General features: G+C 39.7%; 13 protein-coding genes, 2 tRNA genes, 3 rRNA genes and 1 CRISPR repeat array. Of the genes, 12 read left to right on the top strand and 6 right to left on the bottom strand.

The features are described from left to right. The first annotated feature begins 206 nt into the window (after positions 1-206). The gene (locus tag IX83_RS02865; protein ID WP_038498999.1) at positions 207-1697 is read left to right on the top strand and encodes an L-lactate MFS transporter; all 1491 of its coding nucleotides are present in this window, start codon (positions 207-209) and stop codon (positions 1695-1697) included. Between the two features lie 142 nt (positions 1698-1839). Here IX83_RS02865 and IX83_RS02870 read toward each other — a convergent pair whose 3' ends face one another. Further along, the gene (locus tag IX83_RS02870; RefSeq protein ID WP_038499002.1) at positions 1840-3306 is read right to left on the bottom strand and encodes an Rne/Rng family ribonuclease; all 1467 of its coding nucleotides are present in this window, start codon (positions 3304-3306) and stop codon (positions 1840-1842) included. Between the two features lie 557 nt (positions 3307-3863). Here IX83_RS02870 and IX83_RS02875 point away from each other — a divergent pair. The 9 genes from IX83_RS02875 to cas2 all read left to right on the top strand — a co-directional run bounded on the left by IX83_RS02875 (position 3864) and on the right by cas2 (position 14947). Beyond that, positions 3864-5405: ribosomal RNA gene (locus IX83_RS02875) — 16S ribosomal RNA — on the top strand. A 79-nt stretch (positions 5406-5484) separates the two neighbouring features. Continuing rightward, positions 5485-5561, top strand: a tRNA-Ile gene (locus IX83_RS02880). A gap of 14 nt (positions 5562-5575) precedes the next feature. Beyond that, positions 5576-5651: transfer RNA gene (locus IX83_RS02885), tRNA-Ala, on the top strand. A gap of 415 nt (positions 5652-6066) precedes the next feature. Continuing rightward, positions 6067-8941: ribosomal RNA gene (locus IX83_RS02890) — 23S ribosomal RNA — on the top strand. Positions 8942-9084: 143 nt separating this feature from the next. Continuing rightward, a 5S ribosomal RNA gene (gene rrf, locus IX83_RS02895) occupies positions 9085-9197 on the top strand. Together the 16S, 23S and 5S rRNA genes with 2 tRNA genes alongside form the textbook arrangement of a ribosomal RNA operon. Before the next feature lie 1117 nt (positions 9198-10314). Beyond that, positions 10315-10566, top strand: coding sequence for a hypothetical protein (locus IX83_RS09055; RefSeq protein ID WP_201770255.1), 252 nt, complete (start codon positions 10315-10317; stop codon positions 10564-10566). Beyond that, positions 10527-13556 (top strand): type II CRISPR RNA-guided endonuclease Cas9, encoded by a 3030-nt coding sequence (gene cas9 / locus IX83_RS02900; protein WP_201770256.1) that lies wholly within the window; start codon positions 10527-10529, stop codon positions 13554-13556. Before IX83_RS09055 ends, cas9 begins: the two co-directional genes overlap by 40 nt. A gap of 163 nt (positions 13557-13719) precedes the next feature. Next, positions 13720-14628, top strand: a complete 909-nt coding sequence (gene cas1, locus IX83_RS02905) for a type II CRISPR-associated endonuclease Cas1 (protein WP_038499005.1) — start codon at positions 13720-13722, stop codon at positions 14626-14628. Then, complete coding sequence (cas2, locus tag IX83_RS02910; RefSeq protein ID WP_038499007.1) at positions 14621-14947, top strand: CRISPR-associated endonuclease Cas2; 327 nt, start codon at positions 14621-14623, stop codon at positions 14945-14947. The genes cas1 and cas2 overlap by 8 nt, the downstream gene beginning before the upstream one ends. Before the next feature lie 64 nt (positions 14948-15011). Beyond that, a CRISPR array of direct repeats spans positions 15012-16630; the repeat unit is 36 nt; unit sequence ATTGTAGCATTACGAGATGAGAGAGGAAACTACAAC. 101 nt (positions 16631-16731) lie between these two features. Here the strand turns inward: cas2 and IX83_RS02915 are convergent. The 4 genes from IX83_RS02915 to IX83_RS02930 form a co-directional block, all read right to left on the bottom strand. After that, on the bottom strand, positions 16732-17019 hold the full coding sequence (locus tag IX83_RS02915) for a hypothetical protein (protein ID WP_038499011.1): 288 nt from the start codon (positions 17017-17019) through the stop codon (positions 16732-16734). A gap of 25 nt (positions 17020-17044) precedes the next feature. After that, positions 17045-18157, bottom strand: a complete 1113-nt coding sequence (locus tag IX83_RS02920) for a hypothetical protein (RefSeq protein WP_143244812.1) — start codon at positions 18155-18157, stop codon at positions 17045-17047. Positions 18158-18216: 59 nt separating this feature from the next. Then, positions 18217-18525: a helix-turn-helix domain-containing protein gene (locus tag IX83_RS02925; RefSeq protein WP_143244811.1), complete on the bottom strand. Its 309-nt coding sequence runs from the start codon at positions 18523-18525 to the stop codon at positions 18217-18219. A gap of 361 nt (positions 18526-18886) precedes the next feature. After that, entirely contained in the window at positions 18887-19147 is a 261-nt protein-coding gene (locus IX83_RS02930) for a type II toxin-antitoxin system Phd/YefM family antitoxin (RefSeq protein WP_201770257.1), read from the bottom strand. On the opposite strand from IX83_RS02930, the gene IX83_RS02935 reads away from it, so the two are divergent. Together IX83_RS02935 and IX83_RS02940 are read left to right on the top strand one after the other, a co-directional pair. After that, complete coding sequence (locus IX83_RS02935; protein ID WP_038499019.1) at positions 19146-19643, top strand: hypothetical protein; 498 nt, start codon at positions 19146-19148, stop codon at positions 19641-19643. The genes IX83_RS02930 and IX83_RS02935 overlap by 2 nt on opposite strands. 422 nt (positions 19644-20065) lie before the next feature. Beyond that, positions 20066-20323 (top strand): LuxR C-terminal-related transcriptional regulator, encoded by a 258-nt coding sequence (locus IX83_RS02940; RefSeq protein WP_051919140.1) that lies wholly within the window; start codon positions 20066-20068, stop codon positions 20321-20323. A gap of 172 nt (positions 20324-20495) precedes the next feature. Here IX83_RS02940 and msrAB read toward each other — a convergent pair whose 3' ends face one another. Then, positions 20496-22076: a bifunctional peptide-methionine (S)-S-oxide reductase MsrA/peptide-methionine (R)-S-oxide reductase MsrB gene (msrAB, locus tag IX83_RS02945; protein WP_038499022.1), complete on the bottom strand. Its 1581-nt coding sequence runs from the start codon at positions 22074-22076 to the stop codon at positions 20496-20498. Between the last annotated feature and the right edge of the window lie 234 nt (positions 22077-22310).

Genomic DNA, 22310 nt, shown 5'->3' on the forward strand with positions numbered 1-22310 from the left:
AGTTATGCGTAACTTTTTAAAGTTTCAAATGAGATAAATATGTTTTCTTTTGAAATAAGTGAGTAAAACTTATAGCGGTTATGAAAAAAAATCAAGTTTATGTTGTAATTAATTTAATGATTTTCATGTTAATTTAGTCAACAAGTGGACGTAGCAGGTGTTTAGCGTTCGGGTGTTTTGTTGTTTTTTTGCCAAAGAGGTGAAAATTGAGTTTTTTCAATCGTTCTAGTTATACCGCTGGTACGGGCTTTAATCGTTGGTTAGTCCCTCCGGCAGCATTGGCCGTACATATGTCTATCGGTCAAATATATGCCTATAGTGTATTTAATAAACCTTTAGTACAGGCCAGCGATCAAGCGTGGTCTTTGGCCGATGTGGGATGGATTTTTAGTATTGCTTTAGCTGTGTTAGGGGCATCTGCGGCCATATTTGGAAAATGGTTAGAAAAAGTGGGCCCTAGACTAGGTATGGTTATTGCTGCGATATGCTTTGGATTAGGCTTTTTTGTTTCTGCTTTAGGTGTTTATTGGCAAAATATCTATATTGTGTATTTGGGTAATGGTGTTATTGGAGGCATTGGGCTGGGTTTAGGTTATATTGCACCTGTTTCGACGCTGATGAAATGGTTCCCGGATAAGCCTGGTATGGCCACAGGACTTGCTATTATGGGTTTTGGTGGCGGTGCTATGCTTGCTTCGCCTTTGAGTGTGGCCTTATTGAATTACTTTAAAACGCCTACCGATGTGGGAATTATTCCTACTTATATGGTGTTAGGGGTCATTTATTTTGTTTTGATGATTTTTGGTGCATTAATTGTTCGTGTGCCTGAGAAAAACTGGCTTCCAGCAGGGTACACTGAAAAGAAAAAATCTCATATTACGCATGCAGTACCTGTTAATGAAGCGATCAAAACGCCCCAATTTTATTTATTGTTCTGGGTGTTGTGTTTAAACGTTACAGCAGGAATTGGCGTGTTGGGGCAAGCATCTGTCATGATTCAAGAGATGTTCTCTACAGAAAGTGTTGGAGATCGTTTGGCCGTGAGTGCAGCAGCTGCGGCAGGTTTTGTGGGCTTGCTAAGTTTGTTTAATATGGGTGGTCGTTTTTTATGGTCAAGTGTGTCCGATCATATTGGACGAAAAAACACTTATACCATTTTCTTTGTGCTAGGAGCTATCTTGTATTGTTTGGTTCCTACATTAGGTGCTGAGGGACATTTAGGCCTATTTATTATTTGTTTCTGTATTATTTTGTCCATGTATGGTGGTGGTTTTGCCACTATGCCAGCGTATTTAAGAGATTTGTACGGAAGTTTTGAAGTTGGTGCGATTCATGGACGCGTGTTATTGGCCTGGTCAACAGCCGCTGTTTTGGGGCCTGTTTTGGTGAATTACATTCGTGAGTACCAAATTAGTCAAGGTGTTCCCAAAGCAGAGGCGTATAGTGTCACCATGTATATCATGGCAGCATTGCTTTTGATTGGATTGGCATGTAATTTATGTATCAAAAAAGTTAATGAAAAACATTATATTGATGCAGAAATCCATGATAATCGCACAGAAACTATTTCTGCTTCTTTAGTTCAACGACATAGTAGTAAATGGGTTGCTTTATTGAGCTGGCTATTGGTGGGCGTACCGATGTTGTACGGCGTAATTGAAGTGTTCAACAAAGTGCTTAGTTTATTTGCGAGATAATCAAAACCACGCTGCACCTTCTGAATGAGGGTGCAGTGCTGTTAAGAAACCGCATCTTTGGTATGCACAATAACATGGTGACGGCACTATGTTGGCTTATAGATGCTGGTAGATGAGGTCCGTATTTTTATCTATTCAGTACCTACATTAAAACGATATCAAATTGATCGGGAGAATAACTGGATTCCACTGAAAGGGTAATTGGTTTGCCAATTTCTTCAGAAACAAGTGCCAGATGCTCACTTTCTTCATCCAAAAGTAAATCAATGACGGGTTGAGAGGCAATGATTCTAAATTCTTTGGGGTGAAACTGTAGTGCTTCTCTTTGGATTTCACGCATAATGTCATAACAGATGCTACGTGCGGTAAGGATGGAACCGCGTGCCTGACAGCATGGACAAGGCTCGCATAGCAATCGTTCTAATGATTCGCGACTACGTTTTCTCGTTATTTCAACCAATCCCAATCGAGAAAAGTCACTGACCGTGGTCTTGTTTCGATCTTTTTTCAACGCTTGATTTAATCTTTCCAAAACCATTGTTTTTTCTTTTTCACTTGTCATGTCGATAAAGTCAACAATAATAATGCCCCCTAAATTTCTAATTCTAAGTTGTTGGGCAATGGCTGTCACCGCTTCAATATTCGTTTTGAACATGACATCGTGATAGTCTTTGCTTTTTACATGGCCCCCTGTATTGACATCGATAGCGGTAAAGGCTTCAGTTTGATCAAAAATTAAATAGCCACCTGATGGCAAATCTACGCGTCTAGATAAGGCACTTTGAATGTCTTTGTGAATGCCATAACGCTCAAAAATGGGGATATTGCCACTGTAAAAGTGAATTTTGTCTTTTATTTCGGGCATAAAATCATTTGCCCATTTTTGCATAGACTCGCAGACCGACTGATTATCCACCTCTATCGATTGGGTGTTTAAAGAAACTAAATCACGCAACACGCGATGAGGTAGGTCAAGTTCTGTGTGTACCAAACTGGGAACGGGTTGATGTAGGGCTTTGTTTTGTATATACGCCCACAATCTTTTTAAATAACGCATGTCATATAAAATTTCTTCGTCAGTGGCTTGTTCTGCGTTGGTTCGGACAATAAAACCGCCTTTCTCGGAAGGGTCTTTCAACTGAGTAATTCGCTCCCTTAGCATCTCTCTTGTGCTAACGTCTTCCATTCGTTGCGACACACCGATATGTTGGTTGTGAGGGGTATAAACTAAATAACGTCCTGCTAAATTAATTTCGTTGCTGACTCTAGGGCCTTTGGTCCCCGTCCCATCTTTAAACACCTCTACTAATAAGGTTTGTCCTGGAAACAAAATTTTTTCAATGGGTGTTTTTTTGTTAGATAGGTGATAACGTTCAAAACGTGACTCAAGTAGGTCGGAGATATTGATAAACGCTGATTTTTCCTGACCAATATCGATGAACGCAGACTGCATAGAGGGTAATACTCTAAGAACTTTTCCTAGATATATATTACTCACCAAGCCTTTTTGATTGGCTCGTTCATAATGCAGCTCATGCGTGATTCCATCGTCTAACGCAGCGACACGTGTTTCATAAAAAGAGTGATTAATCAGGATTTTTTCGTTCATAGAGATAAGTAAATGCGTCAATATCAAAGGTTAAGTATAGACGAGATTTGTTGAAATTTTACCAGTTTATTTTTTAAAGATTCAATGAGTGTGGAGAACGGGAAAAATAGTGGTTTGATGCCTTGATGAGGGGGTGTTACGAAAAAGTGTAGCTGTTGGCATATCGTGTTGTGAGCTGGGTTTCAAAAAATATTTCCAAAAATAAAAAAAATGTGTATAATGCCAAGTCTGTTTGATTTTATTTTGTATCGACGATAAACAGTATCTAAAATACAACATAGAAAAAAATAGTTGACAACTGGAATTTTTCTCTTTTATAATTCTAGTCTTTCGCTTGATGAGCGAATCTGTTCTTTAACAACGAAACAACCGATAAGCGTAGGCATGCTAGTGGTAGGGAGTGCGAGCTTCAAATAAGCTAGTGTGCTACGCGAATGACAGAAATAAACGAGTGAGGTTTATTGCTAGAGATAGTGATGAACACATTAGTTAATTTTTTTGAGTAGACGCTAGAAGTAGTGGTGCGGTAAGCGCCACGACCAAGAAATACAGAGATTAAACTCAAGAGTTTGATCCTGGCTCAGATTGAACGCTAGCGGGATGCCTTACACATGCAAGTCGAACGGCAGCGAGAGGAAGCTTGCTTTCTTGTCGGCGAGTGGCGAACGGGTGAGTAAAGTATCGGAACGTACCCATCAGTGGGGGATAACTACGCGAAAGCGTAGCTAATACCGCATATTATCTAAGGATGAAAGCAGGGGACCGCAAGGCCTTGCGCTAATGGAGTGGCCGATATCGGATTAGCTAGTTGGTGGGGTAAAGGCCTACCAAGGCGACGATCCGTAGCTGGTTTGAGAGGACGACCAGCCACACTGGGACTGAGACACGGCCCAGACTCCTACGGGAGGCAGCAGTGGGGAATTTTGGACAATGGGGGCAACCCTGATCCAGCCATCCCGCGTGTGCGAAGAAGGCCTTCGGGTTGTAAAGCACTTTTGTCAGGGAAGAAAAGCTTGGTGATAATACCATTGAGTGATGACGGTACCTGAAGAATAAGCACCGGCTAACTACGTGCCAGCAGCCGCGGTAATACGTAGGGTGCAAGCGTTAATCGGAATTACTGGGCGTAAAGCGTGCGCAGGCGGCAGGAAAAGAAAGATGTGAAATCCCCGAGCTTAACTTGGGAATGGCATTTTTAACTGTCTTGCTAGAGTGTGTCAGAGGGAGGTGGAATTCCACGTGTAGCAGTGAAATGCGTAGAGATCTGGAGGAACACCGATGGCGAAGGCAGCCTCCTGGGATAACACTGACGCTCATGCACGAAAGCGTGGGGAGCAAACAGGATTAGATACCCTGGTAGTCCACGCCCTAAACGATGTCAACTAGCTGTTGGGTCAAGACTGACTTAGTAGCGAAGCTAACGCGAGAAGTTGACCGCCTGGGGAGTACGGTCGCAAGATTAAAACTCAAAGGAATTGACGGGGACCCGCACAAGCGGTGGATGATGTGGATTAATTCGATGCAACGCGAAAAACCTTACCTACCCTTGACATGTCTGGAATGCTTTAGAGATAGAGCAGTGCTCGCAAGAGAACTGGAACACAGGTGCTGCATGGCTGTCGTCAGCTCGTGTCGTGAGATGTTGGGTTAAGTCCCGCAACGAGCGCAACCCTTGTCATTAGTTGCCATCATTAAGTTGGGCACTCTAATGAGACTGCCGGTGACAAACCGGAGGAAGGTGGGGATGACGTCAAGTCCTCATGGCCCTTATGGGTAGGGCTTCACACGTCATACAATGGTCGGGACAGAGGGTTGCCAAGCCGCGAGGTGGAGCTAATCTCACAAACCCGATCGTAGTCCGGATTGCACTCTGCAACTCGAGTGCATGAAGTCGGAATCGCTAGTAATCGCGGATCAGCATGTCGCGGTGAATACGTTCCCGGGTCTTGTACACACCGCCCGTCACACCATGGGAGCGGGTTTTACCAGAAGTCGTTAGCCTAACCGAAAGGAGGGCGATGACCACGGTAGGATTCGTGACTGGGGTGAAGTCGTAACAAGGTAGCCGTACCGGAAGGTGCGGCTGGATCACCTCCTTTAAGATAGCATAAAGCGAGGCTTCTTATCGATTATCGTGCCTACACTTATCGGTTGTTGGAAATGAACAGAAGGAATCTAGGGTCAGTAGCTCAGCAGGTTAGAGCACCGTCTTGATAAGGCGGGGGTCGATGGTTCGAGCCCATCTTGACCCACCAAGTTAAGGTATCTTGGGGGATTAGCTCAGTTGGTAGAGCACCTGCTTTGCACGCAGGGGGTCGTCGGTTCGACTCCGTCATCCTCCACCATTCTTGATAATGAGATATATCAGGGTTAAGTGGCGTTGAAAGTTACTTGACGATGATAAAAGAATTAGGTTATAATGCTTAGCTATTTTTTAATGGTGATGTGCGATTAAAAAGATAACTAACCATTATTTCTTATTGAAATAAACTGTTCTTTAACAATTAGGAAGAAGCACAACTAAAGTATTCAAGGGTTTCTAGTGTTTGAATGAACGCTAGAGACACGTTAAATGAAGACGGGTTGTGATTGCAAAATGAAGTTCTCGACGTCTTAGGTAGTAGCGATACTACAGAAGATGAAGAAAACGGCACAAACGCGAAACATGTAAGAGCACAATAGTGGATAAAAAGGCGCTATTGTGTGGTAGATAAGAAATTATTTACCGAAGAAGTTTTCTATAACAAGATTAAGTTATAGGATCAAGTGACCAAGTGCACATGGTGGATGCCTTGGCGATCACAGGCGAAGAAGGACGTGATAGCCTGCGAAAAGCTGCGGGGAGCTGGCAAATAAGCATTGATCCGCAGATATCCGAATGGGGAAACCCACAGCAATAAGCTGTATCATTAGCTGAATATATAGGCTAAATGAGGCGAACCTGGTGAACTGAAACATCTAAGTAACCAGAGGAAAAGACATCAACCGAGATTCCGGCAGTAGTGGCGAGCGAACCCGGAGCAGCCTGAGCGAGATAGCCGATTGTATAGTCAAAAGAGATGGAAAGCTCTGCTATAGAGGGTGATAGCCCCGTAGACGAAATGCAATCGGTGGTACTAAGCGCTGAACAAGTAGAGCGGGACACGTGGAATCCTGTTTGAAGATGGGGGGACCATCCTCCAAGGCTAAATACTCGTGATCGACCGATAGTGAACCAGTACCGTGAGGGAAAGGCGAAAAGAACCCCGGGAGGGGAGTGAAATAGAACCTGAAACCGTGTGCATACAAACAGTCGGAGCAGTCAGGAACTGTGACGGCGTACCTTTTGTATAATGGGTCAGCGACTTACATTCAGTGGCAAGCTTAACGAATAAGGAAGGCGTAGCGAAAGCGAGTCCGAATAGGGCGTCTAGTCGCTGGGTGTAGACCCGAAACCAGATGATCTATCCATGGCCAGGTTGAAGGCAAGGTAACACTTGCTGGAGGACCGAACCCACTAATGTTGAAAAATTAGGGGATGAGCTGTGGATAGGGGTGAAAGGCTAAACAAATCTGGAAATAGCTGGTTCTCTCCGAAAACTATTTAGGTAGTGCCTCGTAGGGTATCTGTCGGGGGTAGAGCACTGTTATGGCTAGGGGGTCATGGCGACTTACCAAACCATGGCAAACTCCGAATACCGACAAGATTGACTACGGGAGACAGAGCACTGGGTGCTAACGTCCAGACTCAAGAGGGAAACAACCCAGACCGCCAGCTAAGGTCCCTAAAATTGGCTAAGTGGGAAACGAAGTGGGAAGGCATAGACAGTCAGGAGGTTGGCTTAGAAGCAGCCACCCTTTAAAGAAAGCGTAATAGCTCACTGATCGAGTCGTCCTGCGCGGAAGATGTAACGGGGCTCAAGCCAGTTACCGAAGCTGCGGGTTTGTAGGCAACTACAAGCGGTAGGAGAGCGTTCTGTAGGCCTGAGAAGGTGTGTTGAGAAGCATGCTGGAGGTATCAGAAGTGCGAATGCTGACATGAGTAGCGATAAAGCAGGTGAAAAGCCTGCTCGCCGTAAGTCCAAGGTTTCCTGCGCAACGTTCATCGGCGCAGGGTGAGTCGGCCCCTAAGGTGAGGCAGAGATGCGTAGCTGATGGGAAGTAGGTTAATATTCCTACACCGGCATAGGATGCGATGGGGGGACGGATTGCGAAATGTGATCGGGGTGATGGAAGTCCCCGTTGTTGGTACTGAGAGGGTAGTTAGGCAAATCCGGCTACGACAATCAAGGTATTGAGTCGAAGGTAAGCTTGCTTACCGAAGTCACAGGAAGTGGTCCCAAGAAAAGCCTCTAAGCTTCAGTTCTATGTTGACCGTACCGCAAACCGACACAGGTGGACGGGATGAATATTCTAAGGCGCTTGAGAGAACTCAGGAGAAGGAACTCGGCAAATTGATACCGTAACTTCGGGAGAAGGTATGCCCTGGTAGCGTGTTAAAGCGTGATAGGGCCGCAGAGAATCGGTGGCTGCGACTGTTTATTAAAAACACAGCACTGTGCCAACACGAAAGTGGACGTATACGGTGTGACGCCTGCCCGGTGCCGGAAGGTTAAGTGATGGGGTGCAAGCTCTTGATCGAAGCCCCGGTAAACGGCGGCCGTAACTATAACGGTCCTAAGGTAGCGAAATTCCTTGTCGGGTAAGTTCCGACCTGCACGAATGGCGTAACGATGGCCACACTGTCTCCTCCTGAGACTCAGCGAAGTTGAAATGTTTGTGATGATGCAATCTCCCCGCGGCTAGACGGAAAGACCCCATGAACCTTTACTGTAGCTTTACATTGGATTGTGAACCGGCCTGTGTAGGATAGGTGGGAGGCGAAGAAAGGTGGATGCTAGTTCACCTGGAGCCGTTGTTGAAATACCACCCTGGTTTGTTTGCGGTTCTAACCTGGTACCGTGATCCGGTATGGGGACAGTGTATGGTGGGCAGTTTGACTGGGGCGGTCTCCTCCCAAAGTGTAACGGAGGAGTTCGAAGGTACGCTAGGTACGGTCGGAAATCGTGCTGATAGTGCAATGGCAAAAGCGTGCTTGACTGCGAGACTGACAAGTCGAGCAGGTGCGAAAGCAGGACATAGTGATCCGGTGGTTCTGAATGGAAGGGCCATCGCTCAACGGATAAAAGGTACTCTGGGGATAACAGGCTGATACCGCCCAAGAGTTCATATCGACGGCGGTGTTTGGCACCTCGATGTCGGCTCATCTCATCCTGGGGCTGTAGCCGGTCCCAAGGGTATGGCTGTTCGCCATTTAAAGAGGTACGTGAGCTGGGTTTAAAACGTCGTGAGACAGTTTGGTCCCTATCTGCCGTGGGCGTTGGATACTTGACGGAGGCTGCTCCTAGTACGAGAGGACCGGAGTGGACGCACCTCTGGTGTACCGGTTGTCACGCCAGTGGCATCGCCGGGTAGCTATGTGCGGAAGAGATAACCGCTGAAGGCATCTAAGCGGGAAACTCGTCTGAAGATAAGGTATCCCGGAGTCTTGAACTCCCTAAAGGGTCGTTGTAGACCACAACGTTGATAGGCTGGGTGTGGAAGTGCAGTAATGCATGCAGCTAACCAGTACTAATTGCCCGTGCGGCTTGATCCTATAACTTAATGTTGTTCTTACATGGTTATATGTTCAACGTGCCGTAACAATGAATTAAGCTCATCTATCCCAATTCTCTTCATTACTGAATCCTAGAAGATTTGTGCTTCTTCCTAAGTGTTAAAGACACTCACAGGCTTTTGCCTGACGACCATAGCAAGGTGGTCCCACGCCTTCCCATCCCGAACAGGACCGTGAAACACCTTAGCGCCGATGATAGTGGATGGACATCTGTGAAAGTAGGTCATCGTCAGGCTCTCTATACACAAACCCTCGTTGCTCACAGCAACGGGGGTTTTTTGTTTTTATGAACTGTTTGTATACAGGTACAGCCATTGATTTAGCTTCATGTCTTCAAAAAGTATTAGCGTATTTAAAATAAACGAGAGGATATCCTTATCTTATCTGGTTACGGTCTTTTGCTCTAATCCTTTAAACTTGAATTAAGCAAGATTTCTTTTATTAGGCATAGATACTAGTTGAAGTTTAAAGAATATATGATTAATCAAGATGTTGTACAACTGTAAAGACTTGAAAAATTTTTTTATCATATAAATTGTTTAGATAGAAAAGCAGAGTAATATTAAAAGTTGTGAGAGAGTACACTATTAAATTTAAAGATAATCAACATAAACTAAGACAACTTTAGTATTCCTGCCTTATTGATTTCGTATTTTAGTTAATAGAGTAATTTAAAGTTAAAGTAAAATGGAATTTGTTTTATAGATAGAGATTTATAGATACAGATACTAGTTTAAGTTTAAAGTAATAGCTTAATTGAAAATAAGCAAGATTTATCCCTCGTTAAGCAAGATTTTTATATTGCTGTAACTGCATGAAAATATCGAGATTAAATCTTATTAAGCACGATAGAGGTAAAAATAAGCACGATTTACCTCTTGTTAAGCAAGATTTTTGTATAAGCACAACTATCTGAAATAGCGAGAGAAAATCTGATTAAGTACGATTGAGGTGAAAATAAGCAAGATTTTTTAAATTAATCTTGATAAACACTAAAAAAAGAGGGAGTAAATAAGACGATACCCCTAAATGATAAATCAAATAGGGGTAGAACGTCACGGTATTCCTTACGGATTCCTTATTGTAGCAACGGCTCTCATCTCGTAATGCAACAATACGATCATTATAACAAAGATTTATTTTTAAAGTCAATCCGTAAATCTTTGTAGTTTAAACTATATAGTGTGATATGATTGATTTTAATAGATTGATTAAAAAGTCGCAGTAACCGAAATAGATGATCTGATTGCAATAATTTTTAGGTAAATCAATTGGTTAATAAAAAGGCGATATTTTTATATTTCAAGCTTACTAAATGATTTTATTGATGTCATGAAAATGGAGGCGATGGCATGAAGATTGATGAATTGGAAAAATATATGAACAAGTATCGTTATATTTTAGGTTTGGATTTAGGTATTGCCTCTGTTGGTTGGGCGTTGGTGTCTGTTAATGAAAACGAAGAGCCAATAGGATTGCTAGATTGTGGGGTACGTACGTTTGAACGTGCTGAAGTCCCTAAAACAGGTGAATCTTTAGCTAAGGCAAGACGTGATGCGCGCGTATGCGTAGAAGAATTAGAAGGCGTGCTTTTCGTTTGTTAAGGTTACGTCGCTACTTAAAAAGAATTGGCTTATTAACGAAGCAAGATTTTGATGAACATGGCTTGATTAAGGATTTACCGATTAATCCTTGGCAACTACGCGTATTAGGATTGGAACGTTCGCTTGCCCCTAAAGAATGGGCGGCCGTATTACTACATTTGGTGAAGCATCGAGGTTATTTATCACAACGAAAAAATGAAATCAACGACAAAGAATTAGGTAGATTGTTGGCTGGTGTCCAAGCTAATCACGATGAACTACAATCGAAAAAGTATCGGACAGCTGCTGAGTTGGCTCTCAATAAACTAGCCGTTGAAAGTGGTCATGTGCGTAATAAGGGAGGTGATTATTCACATACTTTTAGTCGATTGGATTTACAGGAAGAACTACACTTATTATTTGAAAAACAAAGAGCATTTGGAAACCCATGGACATCAATAGAATTTGAACAAAAAGTCGATGAGTTATTGATGAAACAACGAGGAGCATTGCAAGGTGAGGCAATACTCAAAATGCTGGGTAAGTGTATTTATGAAATTGATCAATATAAAGCAGCTAAGCATACTTATTCAGCGGAACGTTTTGTTTGGTTGACGAAGTTAAATAATTTGCGCATTCAAGATAGTGGTGAAGAACGTGCTTTAACTGATGTTGAACGTCAAAAACTTATTGATGAGCCATATAAAAAAGCAAAACTAACTTATGCTCAAGTACGCACATTATTAGATTTATCTGAAATCGCAAAATTCAAAGGGTTGCGTTACGGTTATCAACAGACAAATAAGGAGGTTGAAAGCAAAGAAACTTTGATGGAAATGAAAGCCTTTCATCAAATTCGTAAAGCATTAGAAAAAGCGGATTTAAAAGATGAATGGCAAAAAATTAGCTGTCAACCCGATCTATTAGATGATATTGGCACTGCCTTTTCATTATATAAAACAGATGAAGATATTACGAAGCAGTTAACTGGTAAGTTATCTGAGAATGCTTTACAAGTGTTATTAACGGAATTGAATTTTGATGAATTTATTCAATTATCATTACTTGCTTTGCGTAAGATTTTGCCTTTGATGGAAAAAGGCCAACGCTATGATGAGGCTTGTAAAGCAGTGTATGGCGACCACTATGGTTATAAAAAACAAGAAAGTAACTTGTTGTTGCCTCAAATACCAGCGGATGAGATTCGTAATCCTGTGGTATTGAGAACGTTAACTCAATCACGAAAAGTCATTAATGAAATTATTCGACGATATGGTTCTCCACTGCGTATTCATATTGAAACGGGTAGAGAAGTAGGTAAGTCATATAAAGATAGAAGAGAAATTGAGAAACGACAAGAAGAAAATCGTAAAGAGAAAGAACGAGCTGTTGCAAGGTTTAAAGAGTGTTTCTCTAATTTTGTAGGTGAACCTAAAGCAATGGATATTTTGAAATTCAGATTATATGAACAACAACATGGTAAATGTTTGTATACAGGTACACCCATTGATTTAAATAGACTGCTTGAAAAGGGGTATGTAGAAGTCGATCATGCACTTCCTTTCTCACGTACATGGGACGACAGTTTGAATAATAAAGTACTGGTCTTGGGCACTGCAAACCAAAATAAACGTAACCAAACGCCTTATGAGTGGTTAGACGGTGCGAATGAAAGTGAACGTTGGCAACAGTTTGTTGGGAGAGTACAACATGCACGTTTTTCTTATGGCAAAAAACAAAAACTGTTAGCTAAGAAAATAGATGAAGAAGGATTTATTGAGCGTAACCTCAACGACACAAGGTATGTAGCCCGTTTTTTATGTAATTTTATAAGCGATAATGTTCAGTTATTGGGCAAAGGAAAACGTAGAGTTTTTGCAAGTAATGGCCAAATTACCAGCTTGTTGAGAGGTCGTTGGGGATTAAGTAAAGTCAGAGAAGAAAACGATCGACATCATGCTTTGGATGCGATTGTTGTGGCCTGCACAACGGTCTCTATGCAAAAAAGAATTACGGATTTTGTGCGCCGCCAAGAGATGGATGTTTTTGTTGGTGAAATGATTGATAAGACAACGGGGGAAGTTATCAAAATTCATTTCCCTGCTCCTTGGCCATTTTTCCGTCAAGATATCATGATTCGGGTCTTTGATGACAATCCTAGAGAAACTCTGGCGAAAGAACTACCCGATAGACCCGAAGCGATTCATGATTTAGTGACACCTTTATTTGTTTCGCGTGCACCTACTAGAAAAGTAACGGGACAGGGGCATTTAGAAACCATTCGTTCTGCAAAAAGATTGAATGAGCAACTTAGCGTGACGAAAATGCCATTAACGAAGTTAAAAACAAAAGATATCGAAAAAATAGTGGGTTACCCTCATCGAGAACCTGCTTTGTATGAAGCTTTAAAAAACAGATTAGCTCAATTTAAAGATGACCCCGTAAAAGCTTTTGAACAACCCTTTTACAAGGTGGATGGAAAAGGAAATGCCACGACTACACAGGTAAAATCAGTTCGCATAGAAAATATTCAAAAATCAGGTGTTCTTGTTCGAGAAGGTAATGGCATTGCTGATAATGCCACTATGGTACGTGTCGATGTATTTACGAAAGAAGGTAAGAATTATTTAGTTCCCGTTTATGCATGGCAAGTCGCGAAAGGGATTTTGCCGAATAAGGCTGTAAGGCAAGGAAAAGATGAAATGGAATGGGACGAGATGACGGAAGATTTTTCTTTTAAGTTTTCGTTATATCCTAATGATTTGATCAAGTTGACATATAAAAATATAACTTATTTTGCGTATAATGCTGGATTTGATAGAGCTACAGGAGCCATCACAGTTAAGGCACATGATAAATCTAGTGCTTTTGGTAAGAATGGACAACAATCTGGAATAGGGGTTAAAACGCTCAAAGTTTTTGAAAAGTATTCTGTAGATGTCCTAGGTAAAATCATTCGTCCTTGCAAAAAAGAAAAACGACAAGATTTTTCTAAAAAACGTAAGAAATAACACGATAAAAAACAGAAACAAATAAAAACAAGCTTCGAGTATGTGACTAGAAGCTTTGAAAGGTAGCCACCGTATTACTACATACGGTGGTGTAGGGGATGGTTACTCTAGTGATTTATGATGATCTAGAGTGGACCTTACTCGATGGAGGTAGGGAGATAAAATGTGGCGAAGTGTCGTGATTAACCAAGCATCCAAATTATCGCTTTGGAAACAACAATTATACATTCAGCAAAAAGAAAATTATTTAGTGCCTTTAGAAGATGTTGCCGTCATACTTATTGAGGCAAAAGAAGTGACTATTACTGCACCATTGTTGTCCGCAATTGCTGAGTATGGTATTACCTTATTGACTTGTGATCAACAATTTCTTCCTTGCGGTCAATGGTTACCTTTTTCTCAATACCATCGAAGTTTGAAGATATTGAATTTGCAGTTGAAAATGAGTGAGCCTCTTAAAAAACAACTTTGGCAGAAAATTGTTCAACAAAAAATAAAGAACCAAGCTTGGATACTCGATTATAGTGGACATGATATTGCTGCTCATCGATTAAATAAACTAGCCAATGAAGTGAAATCAGGAGATAAAGAATTAGCAGAAAGTCAGGCTGCTAGTATTTATTTTAAAGTGTTATTTAAAGAAGGATTTAATAGGAAAAATGAACATCCTGTTAATGCTTATTTAAATTATGGATATACGATTTTACGCTCAGCTGTTGCCAGATCACTGACTCAATATGGTTTTTTGTCTATTATAGGTATTCATCATCGTAGTGAGTTAAATGCGTTTAATTTGGCAGATGACTTTATTGAACCTTTTAGACAGCTGGTGGATTTAGCGGTATATCATAAAATGATTGCTGAAGAAATTAACCTTTCGCTTAGTGTGCAAGACAGACATGAGCTTGTCAAACTTCTTAATTATGATATTAGAATAAATAATAAAAATTACAATGTATTAGCAGCAATTGATAAAACCATTCAATCTTTTCAAGCTTCAATGATACATAAAGATTCTTCTTTGTTGAAATTGCCTGAAATGGTTTGTTTAAAAGAGCATGCATATGAGTGAGACAAGATTTATGAGAATGATAGTGTTTTTTGATTTGCCTGTAACAACGGCAGAAAAAAGAAAAGCGGCTGGTCAATTTAGAAATTTTTTAATCAAAGATGGTTATCAAATGTTGCAACTCTCGGTGTATGCTAGGATTGTTAGAGGAAGAGAAGCGTTGCAAAAACACCACATGCGATTAAAAAAAGCACTGCCAAAAGAGGGATCTATACGTTGTTTAGAAGTCACAGAAAAGCAATTTTCCAGTATGTTATTGCTTTTAGGGGAGGGAAAAGTTCAAGAAAAAAAGGTAAATATGAATCAATTATTATTGTTTTAAACAGTTTTTTTGAACTGATGAAATGGCTGTAATGCCTGATAAATCAAGCATTACAGCCGTCGGTATTGTAGCATTACGAGATGAGAGAGGAAACTACAACCGGACAGGACTACAGCAATTTAGAGGCGGTATTGTAGCATTACGAGATGAGAGAGGAAACTACAACTTTTTGTGCTTGATTTGGCTAGCGTGTTGAATTGTAGCATTACGAGATGAGAGAGGAAACTACAACCTTGCACCCGCCCCACCCTTGCACATAGTGATTGTAGCATTACGAGATGAGAGAGGAAACTACAACACTATCTATAATATGGTTATATGTTGTATTATTGTAGCATTACGAGATGAGAGAGGAAACTACAACTTGCACGTGTAATAGTGATTATCAGGTGTGATTGTAGCATTACGAGATGAGAGAGGAAACTACAACTGAGCTGGTTGGTAAAGGATTTACGCAAAGATTGTAGCATTACGAGATGAGAGAGGAAACTACAACCTTATTTACAATGGTCAAGCAAACAATTTGATTGTAGCATTACGAGATGAGAGAGGAAACTACAACAAGTCGATTATGCTCTCGCAGTTGTTGAGGATTGTAGCATTACGAGATGAGAGAGGAAACTACAACAATATATACCAAAAGAAGAACGATTAATAAATTGTAGCATTACGAGATGAGAGAGGAAACTACAACCGAAAATAAGAACAATTGTAACGAAAATAAATTGTAGCATTACGAGATGAGAGAGGAAACTACAACTAGAATTGCTCAATCTAATAGGCGGATTACATTGTAGCATTACGAGATGAGAGAGGAAACTACAACCCACGTTACGCTTGCTGAAGTTGTCCATCTATTGTAGCATTACGAGATGAGAGAGGAAACTACAACCAACGTTACCGTTTGTTCTTTACTTTTTTCATTGTAGCATTACGAGATGAGAGAGGAAACTACAACGCAATGTATAAGTGCGCCCTACTAACGTAGATTGTAGCATTACGAGATGAGAGAGGAAACTACAACAGGCTTCGTTTCTAAACAGAACGCCGTTTAATTGTAGCATTACGAGATGAGAGAGGAAACTACAACCCAAACTGAGGACGGCTTTAAAACTCTAGAATTGTAGCATTACGAGATGAGAGAGGAAACTACAACTGGACTGGCGGCAATGAAACCCGCCCTAAAATTGTAGCATTACGAGATGAGAGAGGAAACTACAACAATCAGTCGTCGTCTCGTATTGACCGTTAGATTGTAGCATTACGAGATGAGAGAGGAAACTACAACTGCTTAAAAGGGTTTTCCTCATATCGATGGATTGTAGCATTACGAGATGAGAGAGGAAACTACAACTTTAACCGCTCTTCTTCTTTATAAAGGTCTATTGTAGCATTACGAGATGAGAGAGGAAACTACAACTTCGTATCGTTCCACGCTCTATTTTTTTTATTGTAGCATTACGAGATGAGAGAGGAAACTACAACCGAATTTATTCCGCTTCTCCCATTTAAGATATTGTAGCATTACGAGATGAGAGAGGAAACTACAACTACTATCTTTGACGGCTTGTGAGTCGCGTCATTGTAGCATTACGAGATGAGAGAGGAAACTACAACGGATTAATTCCTAATGTTTTTTCGTGTTTAATTGTAGCATTACAAGATGAGAGAGGAGTATAAACTGATGATTTGTTTAGTCCTAGAATTTGTTCACAATTAAAAAAAACGACTAGACTGAATCTAATCGGCAATATGAAAAAAGCCACTAGGCTAGTAGTGACTTCTTAATCGATTGTTTCTTCGTTCTCTAAATCTCGGATAACTTCCTCTGCGGTGAGGTCATAGTCTCCGCTGACCCGTTGATAAAAATACAGTGCGTTAGGGTTTGTTTTGAGGTCATGAATTAGTTCCGCAATCTCGGCTTTAGTAGGCAAGTCATCTTCCATTTCTCGCAATCTTGCATTTTCCTCAAGCTCTGCACGCATATCCTCTTGCCATGCTTCTAATGAATCATAGCCACAAAGCTTTGCACACTTTTGTTGTTCATCAATCGGCAAATCTAAAACGCTCATTAATCTACCTCCGTTATTTGAAAAATCAGTTTTTTTGAGTTCCCTTACCTGTGGATGACGTATTATCAGTGTTAGCTATTTTGGCTGTTCTTGATATGATGTTATCTTTTTTAAGATATATCACTTTTTCTTGTCCATTTATTTTCATAACAACAGTACTTCCAATGTCAGAAACAATAAGAACATTTTTCAATGTACCTACTTCTTTATAAACTTGACACGAGTTGTTGGTTTGTAGATTGATACTTTCACAAGTCTTCAAATCGACAATGATGGTGTCATATTGTTTATATGCTAGACCTAAGTTTGTTAATGCTATTTGAGGGAATTTCACTATATAGCCAGTAAAGATAAACAAGACTAAGATAGGGATTATGGAAAACATGAATAAGTATCGGCATAGTTGAGTAAGATTGTCTCGATAATATTTAACAAGACTGTGAGTATAATAAGCAGTTATGCCAAGGGCACCAATAACCATGATAATTGCTTGAAAATCTATAGTGCTTTCTGATAACCTTCTACTCATATCTATTAAATTATAAATGAATAAGAAAGAGAAAAAGAATAGAAGAATAAGTTGAAAAATTAGGTTAAGCAATATTAGGATAGAGAACTTCTCTTTCTCTTTATAAAATGGTTGTGAAATAAGAGAAGAGAATGAATACAGGATTATAATAATAGAGACGGCAATAGTCGCAAGAATAGAGATAAAACATAGTTTGGTAAGTAATACTAATACGCAAACAGAAAATAGAATTAAGTTACAAATTAAAATCGATATTGAAATAATCTTGTAGTTGTCATCATTAAGGCGTAAGGTGATAGATCGAAGAAACAGTGCATATATAAGTGGTGACGCAATGTATGGTATGACTATAAGGGCACCCATTGTAAAAATTGCATAGGCAACATAGGGTATATCATTTAAATTCGCATCAAAAGGAAGTTGATGTTGATATTGAAATATAAAAATGACCAGATATCCTATAAAAATAATAGCTGAAAGTATAAATTTAATAGGATTCTTTTCAATATAAGACAATAAAGTGTCACCTAATTTTTGCAATAATTTTTTTTCTGGATTTTGTGTTTCTATATTTTTACCTTCATTAGTTGTTGCTTTATCGTCTCTCATTTTCATTACTCCCCTATGATAGATTAATACCGTTGTTTTATATTGATCAGATCATCTTGTCAAGATTGCTTACCTCTCAACAACGCAATATCCTGTAATTTACGTCCTAACTCATCATCTTTTGCCACGTATTTAAAGTCCTGTTCTAAGCCTAACACGCCAAGTATCATGACGTAATAGCCAATGGCTACAGCAGGGTCGCCATGCATCATTTTTCTAATCGTGACGCGACTGATTCCTGTTCTCTGAGATAAAAGTGTTTGTGTGATTTTCCGTCTTTTAGCAGCAAGCTTTATATTCTCTCCTAATTGGTTTAAAGAGGTTTGGTATTTTGGAAAAAGCACGGGTGATTTTTTCTTGTTGGACATTACAATTACCATTGTTTTGAGATATTGATAATTATAATGCTCATTTTTTCAAGAATCAATGATGGAGTCAACGTAATTTAAAACAGTTAAGCTGTTTGGAAAAAGTAGAGGTGATTTTCTTTTATTGAGCATTATAATTACCATTAATTAGGTATATCGGTAATTATAACGTTCATTTTGTAATAATCAGTGATATAGTGAAATCAATATCAGATGTAACAGTCAGAAAAAAGGGTGATACGTTAACGTGTATCAAGTGTGAGTTAATGTTCGATTAGTTATTGATTAAATGTTATAAATAATGCCTTGTGATTCGTGCATCATATGAGATTGATTGGCTCTCGATTGAAAGTAAGCTAGTTCACAACTCATCAAGACTGATTTCAATCGGCTGTTCTTTTAAGCGTTCATTGATTAGTTTTGCATCCTCTAGCTCTTTTAAATAGTTAAGCAAAGCTTCATAGTATTGAGCAGGAAGTAAATAAGCTTGAGGCTTACCGTACTTCAAGATAGCCACTGGTCCGTTAGCTTTTTTTAATATTTGATGATAGTTTTGTTTTAACGCGGTCACACTAAATTTGAGATAAAAAGCAGTAAAATGCTGTTGGAGGGTGAACATCATGCCTAAACATACTTTATATTTTCCGCCCACTTCAAAGCAGTTGTATATATCAGGGATAGTTGCTTTGAATATAATTAGTCCAGAGGGTACAGGAGATTGGCACTCATTTGCAGTATTTTGCAATGAAAAAAATCTAAATCCTAAGTATAAGTATCGTCATATTTTTGGCGAAGGGCAGCCACCTCATCGAAATACGAATCCTTATTTAGGGGATCGAGGTATTTATGACGCTACAGATATTCTTCATCGAATGGGCTATGATCCCGAGAATACACCTGTATGGGCAGCGAATCATGCAAGGGCAGTGGTGGATTGTCTTTATACAGCTGTTTTAGATAATGGTATAACTAATTCTGTTATTTTAGATGAGTGGTTTCCCGCGATAGAGGATAAAGAAAAGGTTTATGAACTCATTGATATTCTAAAGCCGCAGTTAGATGAGCGGCGAAGAGGAGTTCTTGAAAAATGGATACAGGAGAATCCAATTACGGAGTAAGTCAGCGTTATAGGGGAATTTGTTTAATTTTGAAATAACGTGTTTGATCATTTTATACGATGCCTGTTCGATGCCTGAAATTAAATCAGTCCCAACCTTCGTGATTAAGAAAACGCATATCAGTCTCCTATTGAAATACTAGTATTTCTTTAATGTAGGATGACTCGTTCATATATTACAAATAAGTGCCATTGACGTGAACGCTGTTTGTTTTGTATTCATCATATGATTAATACTTGGTCCGATGACACAATAAACATTCTTTAAAGTGATTGTAAGCATAAAAAAATATCTTTACTTTTTTTATTTTTAATTTAAAATGAAAAATAGGGGGAAACAAAAATAATAAGAAATCAAAGGTTTCCATTGGTGAAATAAATGATTAATTTCATTTTGTAATAGTTTTTAAACAGGTGGCAGAAATGAAATATATCAGAAGATTGATTTCTACTTACAACGATGGGTGGAAGGAGTTGACAGAAAGGGAAAAGGAAGTCTGTCTGCATCTTATCCAAGGAAAAGGGAATCGCGATATCGCAAATTGTTTGGGTATCTCGATTAGAACGGTTGAGTTACATCGGCAAAGAGCTTTAGGAAAGTTAGAGATCAGAGTGCCGACTGAACTTTTGTGGAACGTATTAATTGGTTGTTACGGCACCGAGTTGTTGGGTAAAGAATAAGCTTCGCATCAACTAGTGTTGAATCAAGATTCAATTGTCAATCCGTTTATCATATGGATATATCCCTATCGGTTCAATAATGCCCATGAAACAAGGTGTTGCGAAAAATAGGAAGTCAATCGCATTTATCCTGATGATTTTATGCGATTGACCGAAACGTATTAAAGTTATATTAAGGTTTTTTGATCAAAGGGATAAACTCTGCATAACCTTCAGCCGCCATCTGTTCTAAAGGAATGAACCTGAGGCTAGCACCATTAATACAATAACGTAAGCCACCTTTGTCGCTAGGTCCATCAGGAAAAACATGACCTAAATGAGAATCGGCATAACGACTACGCACTTCGATTCGTCGCATGTTATAGCTTAAATCTTCATGCTCAGTAATAGCTTGAGCTTGAATGGGTTGTGTAAAACTAGGCCAACCACAACCCGAATCATATTTGTCTGTGGAGGTAAACAACGGTTCGCCACTGACGATATCAACATATAAACCAGGTTCGAATAAATGATCATAAGCATGGCTAAAAGCATATTCTGTTCCATTTTTCTGGGTGATGCGATATTGCTCATTGCTAAGCTGCTGACGCAGTTCATTATCACTAGGTTTTTCGTAGGTTTCCCAGAAACGGACAGGTTTATCAATATTTGTGCCACGTTCCAGAGGACGATCAGCCAGACTAATGTCAATATGGCAATAACCATTTGGATTCTTTTTCAGATAATCCTGATGATAGTCTTCTGCCAAGTAAAAATTACGTAATGGTAAGTTTTCAACGACTAACGGTTTGGTATATTTCTTTTGTTCGTTGGCTAAAGCAGCATCGATAACAGCCTTGTCTTTCTCATCGGTATAATAAACCCCTGTGCGGTATTGCGTACCACGATCATTACCTTGTTTGTTCAAACTGGTGGGGTCGATCACGCGAAAATAATATTGCAAAATATCTGCCAAACTCAAACGTCTGGTATCAAAAGTTACCTTAACCGTTTCGGCATGTCCCGTATGGCGATAAATAACATCTTCGTATTTGGGGTTTTCAGTTCGACCATTCGCATAACCCGATACGGCATCAATGACACCATCAATACGTTCAAAATATGCTTCAACACCCCAAAAACAGCCACCTGCTAAATAAATTGTTTTTTGGTACATAGGATCGATTACCTCTTTTTTAGTCACTCGGTTTGCCTTCTCTTGTACGCTTTTTAAGTCTGCTTGAGGGTTGTCAATGAGGGCCAATGCTTGCACTTTACTGATACTGCCTTTGATCACACGAACGAGATGTCCTTTTTCATCGAACAAAGCCCAAGAAGGATAAGCGCGGATATTCAAAGTACGACTTAACGTGCCTTTGGTATCTAATAATACCTTAGTTTGCGGATAATCCAAACTTAAAAACCATTTTGTAAAATCATCTTTGTTCTTTTCTGAATATAAAGAAGGAGAAACAACGGTGACAAAATTAATCGCTTTAAAACGCTTATCTTTCGACCAAGCCTCCACTTCATCTAATTCGGATAAACAGCTTGAACACCAACTTGCCCATAACTTCACCAAAGTAGGGCGATTCGTGTCAATCAGCTGTTTAGCTGGTTGTTGATGAATATCATCTAATGATAATAAATAAGTGAATGCCTTATCATCAGCTCCTTGCGTGGCTTTATCCGTTGATGAATTAGGTAACTTAGCAAAAGCTAAAGTAACCAAAGCAATTCCTAAGGTTACACATAATGCAAATATTTTTTTCATCTCTACATCTCCTGATGATTTGATTCAATAACCCTTTGGCATGAAGGTGGGGTAGTCATTTCATTCTTGATTATGTTGGCGATTGTTATTATATAACATTTGTTATGGTGTAACAATTGGGGGGGGGTGATGTCAAGGTTGATTATGACTGAAAGTGGTAAATAAGATAAAACCTAGCAATAAGTTAAAACTAGGTAAAGTAGTAGATTCAAAATTAGTCAATAAAATTTTTTA

Origin of the sequence: Basilea psittacipulmonis DSM 24701 (assembly GCF_000743945.1) — a bacterium.
Classification (GTDB): Bacteria; Pseudomonadota; Gammaproteobacteria; order Burkholderiales; family Burkholderiaceae_B; genus Basilea; species Basilea psittacipulmonis.

Excerpts from the sequence above, each read along its gene's own strand:
- IX83_RS02935 (WP_038499019.1), top strand. The coding sequence starts at position 19,146 with ATGCCTAAACATACTTTATATTTTCCGCCCACTTCAAAGCAGTTGTAT.
- msrAB (WP_038499022.1), bottom strand. The coding sequence starts at position 22,076 with ATGAAAAAAATATTTGCATTATGTGTAACCTTAGGAATTGCTTTGGTT.
- IX83_RS02920 (WP_143244812.1), bottom strand. The coding sequence starts at position 18,157 with ATGAGAGACGATAAAGCAACAACTAATGAAGGTAAAAATATAGAAACA.
- IX83_RS02870 (WP_038499002.1), bottom strand. The coding sequence starts at position 3,306 with ATGAACGAAAAAATCCTGATTAATCACTCTTTTTATGAAACACGTGTC.
- cas9 (WP_201770256.1), top strand. The coding sequence starts at position 10,527 with ATGCGTAGAAGAATTAGAAGGCGTGCTTTTCGTTTGTTAAGGTTACGT.
- cas1 (WP_038499005.1), top strand. The coding sequence starts at position 13,720 with ATGTGGCGAAGTGTCGTGATTAACCAAGCATCCAAATTATCGCTTTGG.
- cas2 (WP_038499007.1), top strand. The coding sequence starts at position 14,621 with ATGAGTGAGACAAGATTTATGAGAATGATAGTGTTTTTTGATTTGCCT.
- IX83_RS09055 (WP_201770255.1), top strand. The coding sequence starts at position 10,315 with ATGAAGATTGATGAATTGGAAAAATATATGAACAAGTATCGTTATATT.
- IX83_RS02915 (WP_038499011.1), bottom strand. The coding sequence starts at position 17,019 with ATGAGCGTTTTAGATTTGCCGATTGATGAACAACAAAAGTGTGCAAAG.
- IX83_RS02940 (WP_051919140.1), top strand. The coding sequence starts at position 20,066 with ATGAAATATATCAGAAGATTGATTTCTACTTACAACGATGGGTGGAAG.
- IX83_RS02925 (WP_143244811.1), bottom strand. The coding sequence starts at position 18,525 with ATGTCCAACAAGAAAAAATCACCCGTGCTTTTTCCAAAATACCAAACC.
- IX83_RS02930 (WP_201770257.1), bottom strand. The coding sequence starts at position 19,147 with ATGATGTTCACCCTCCAACAGCATTTTACTGCTTTTTATCTCAAATTT.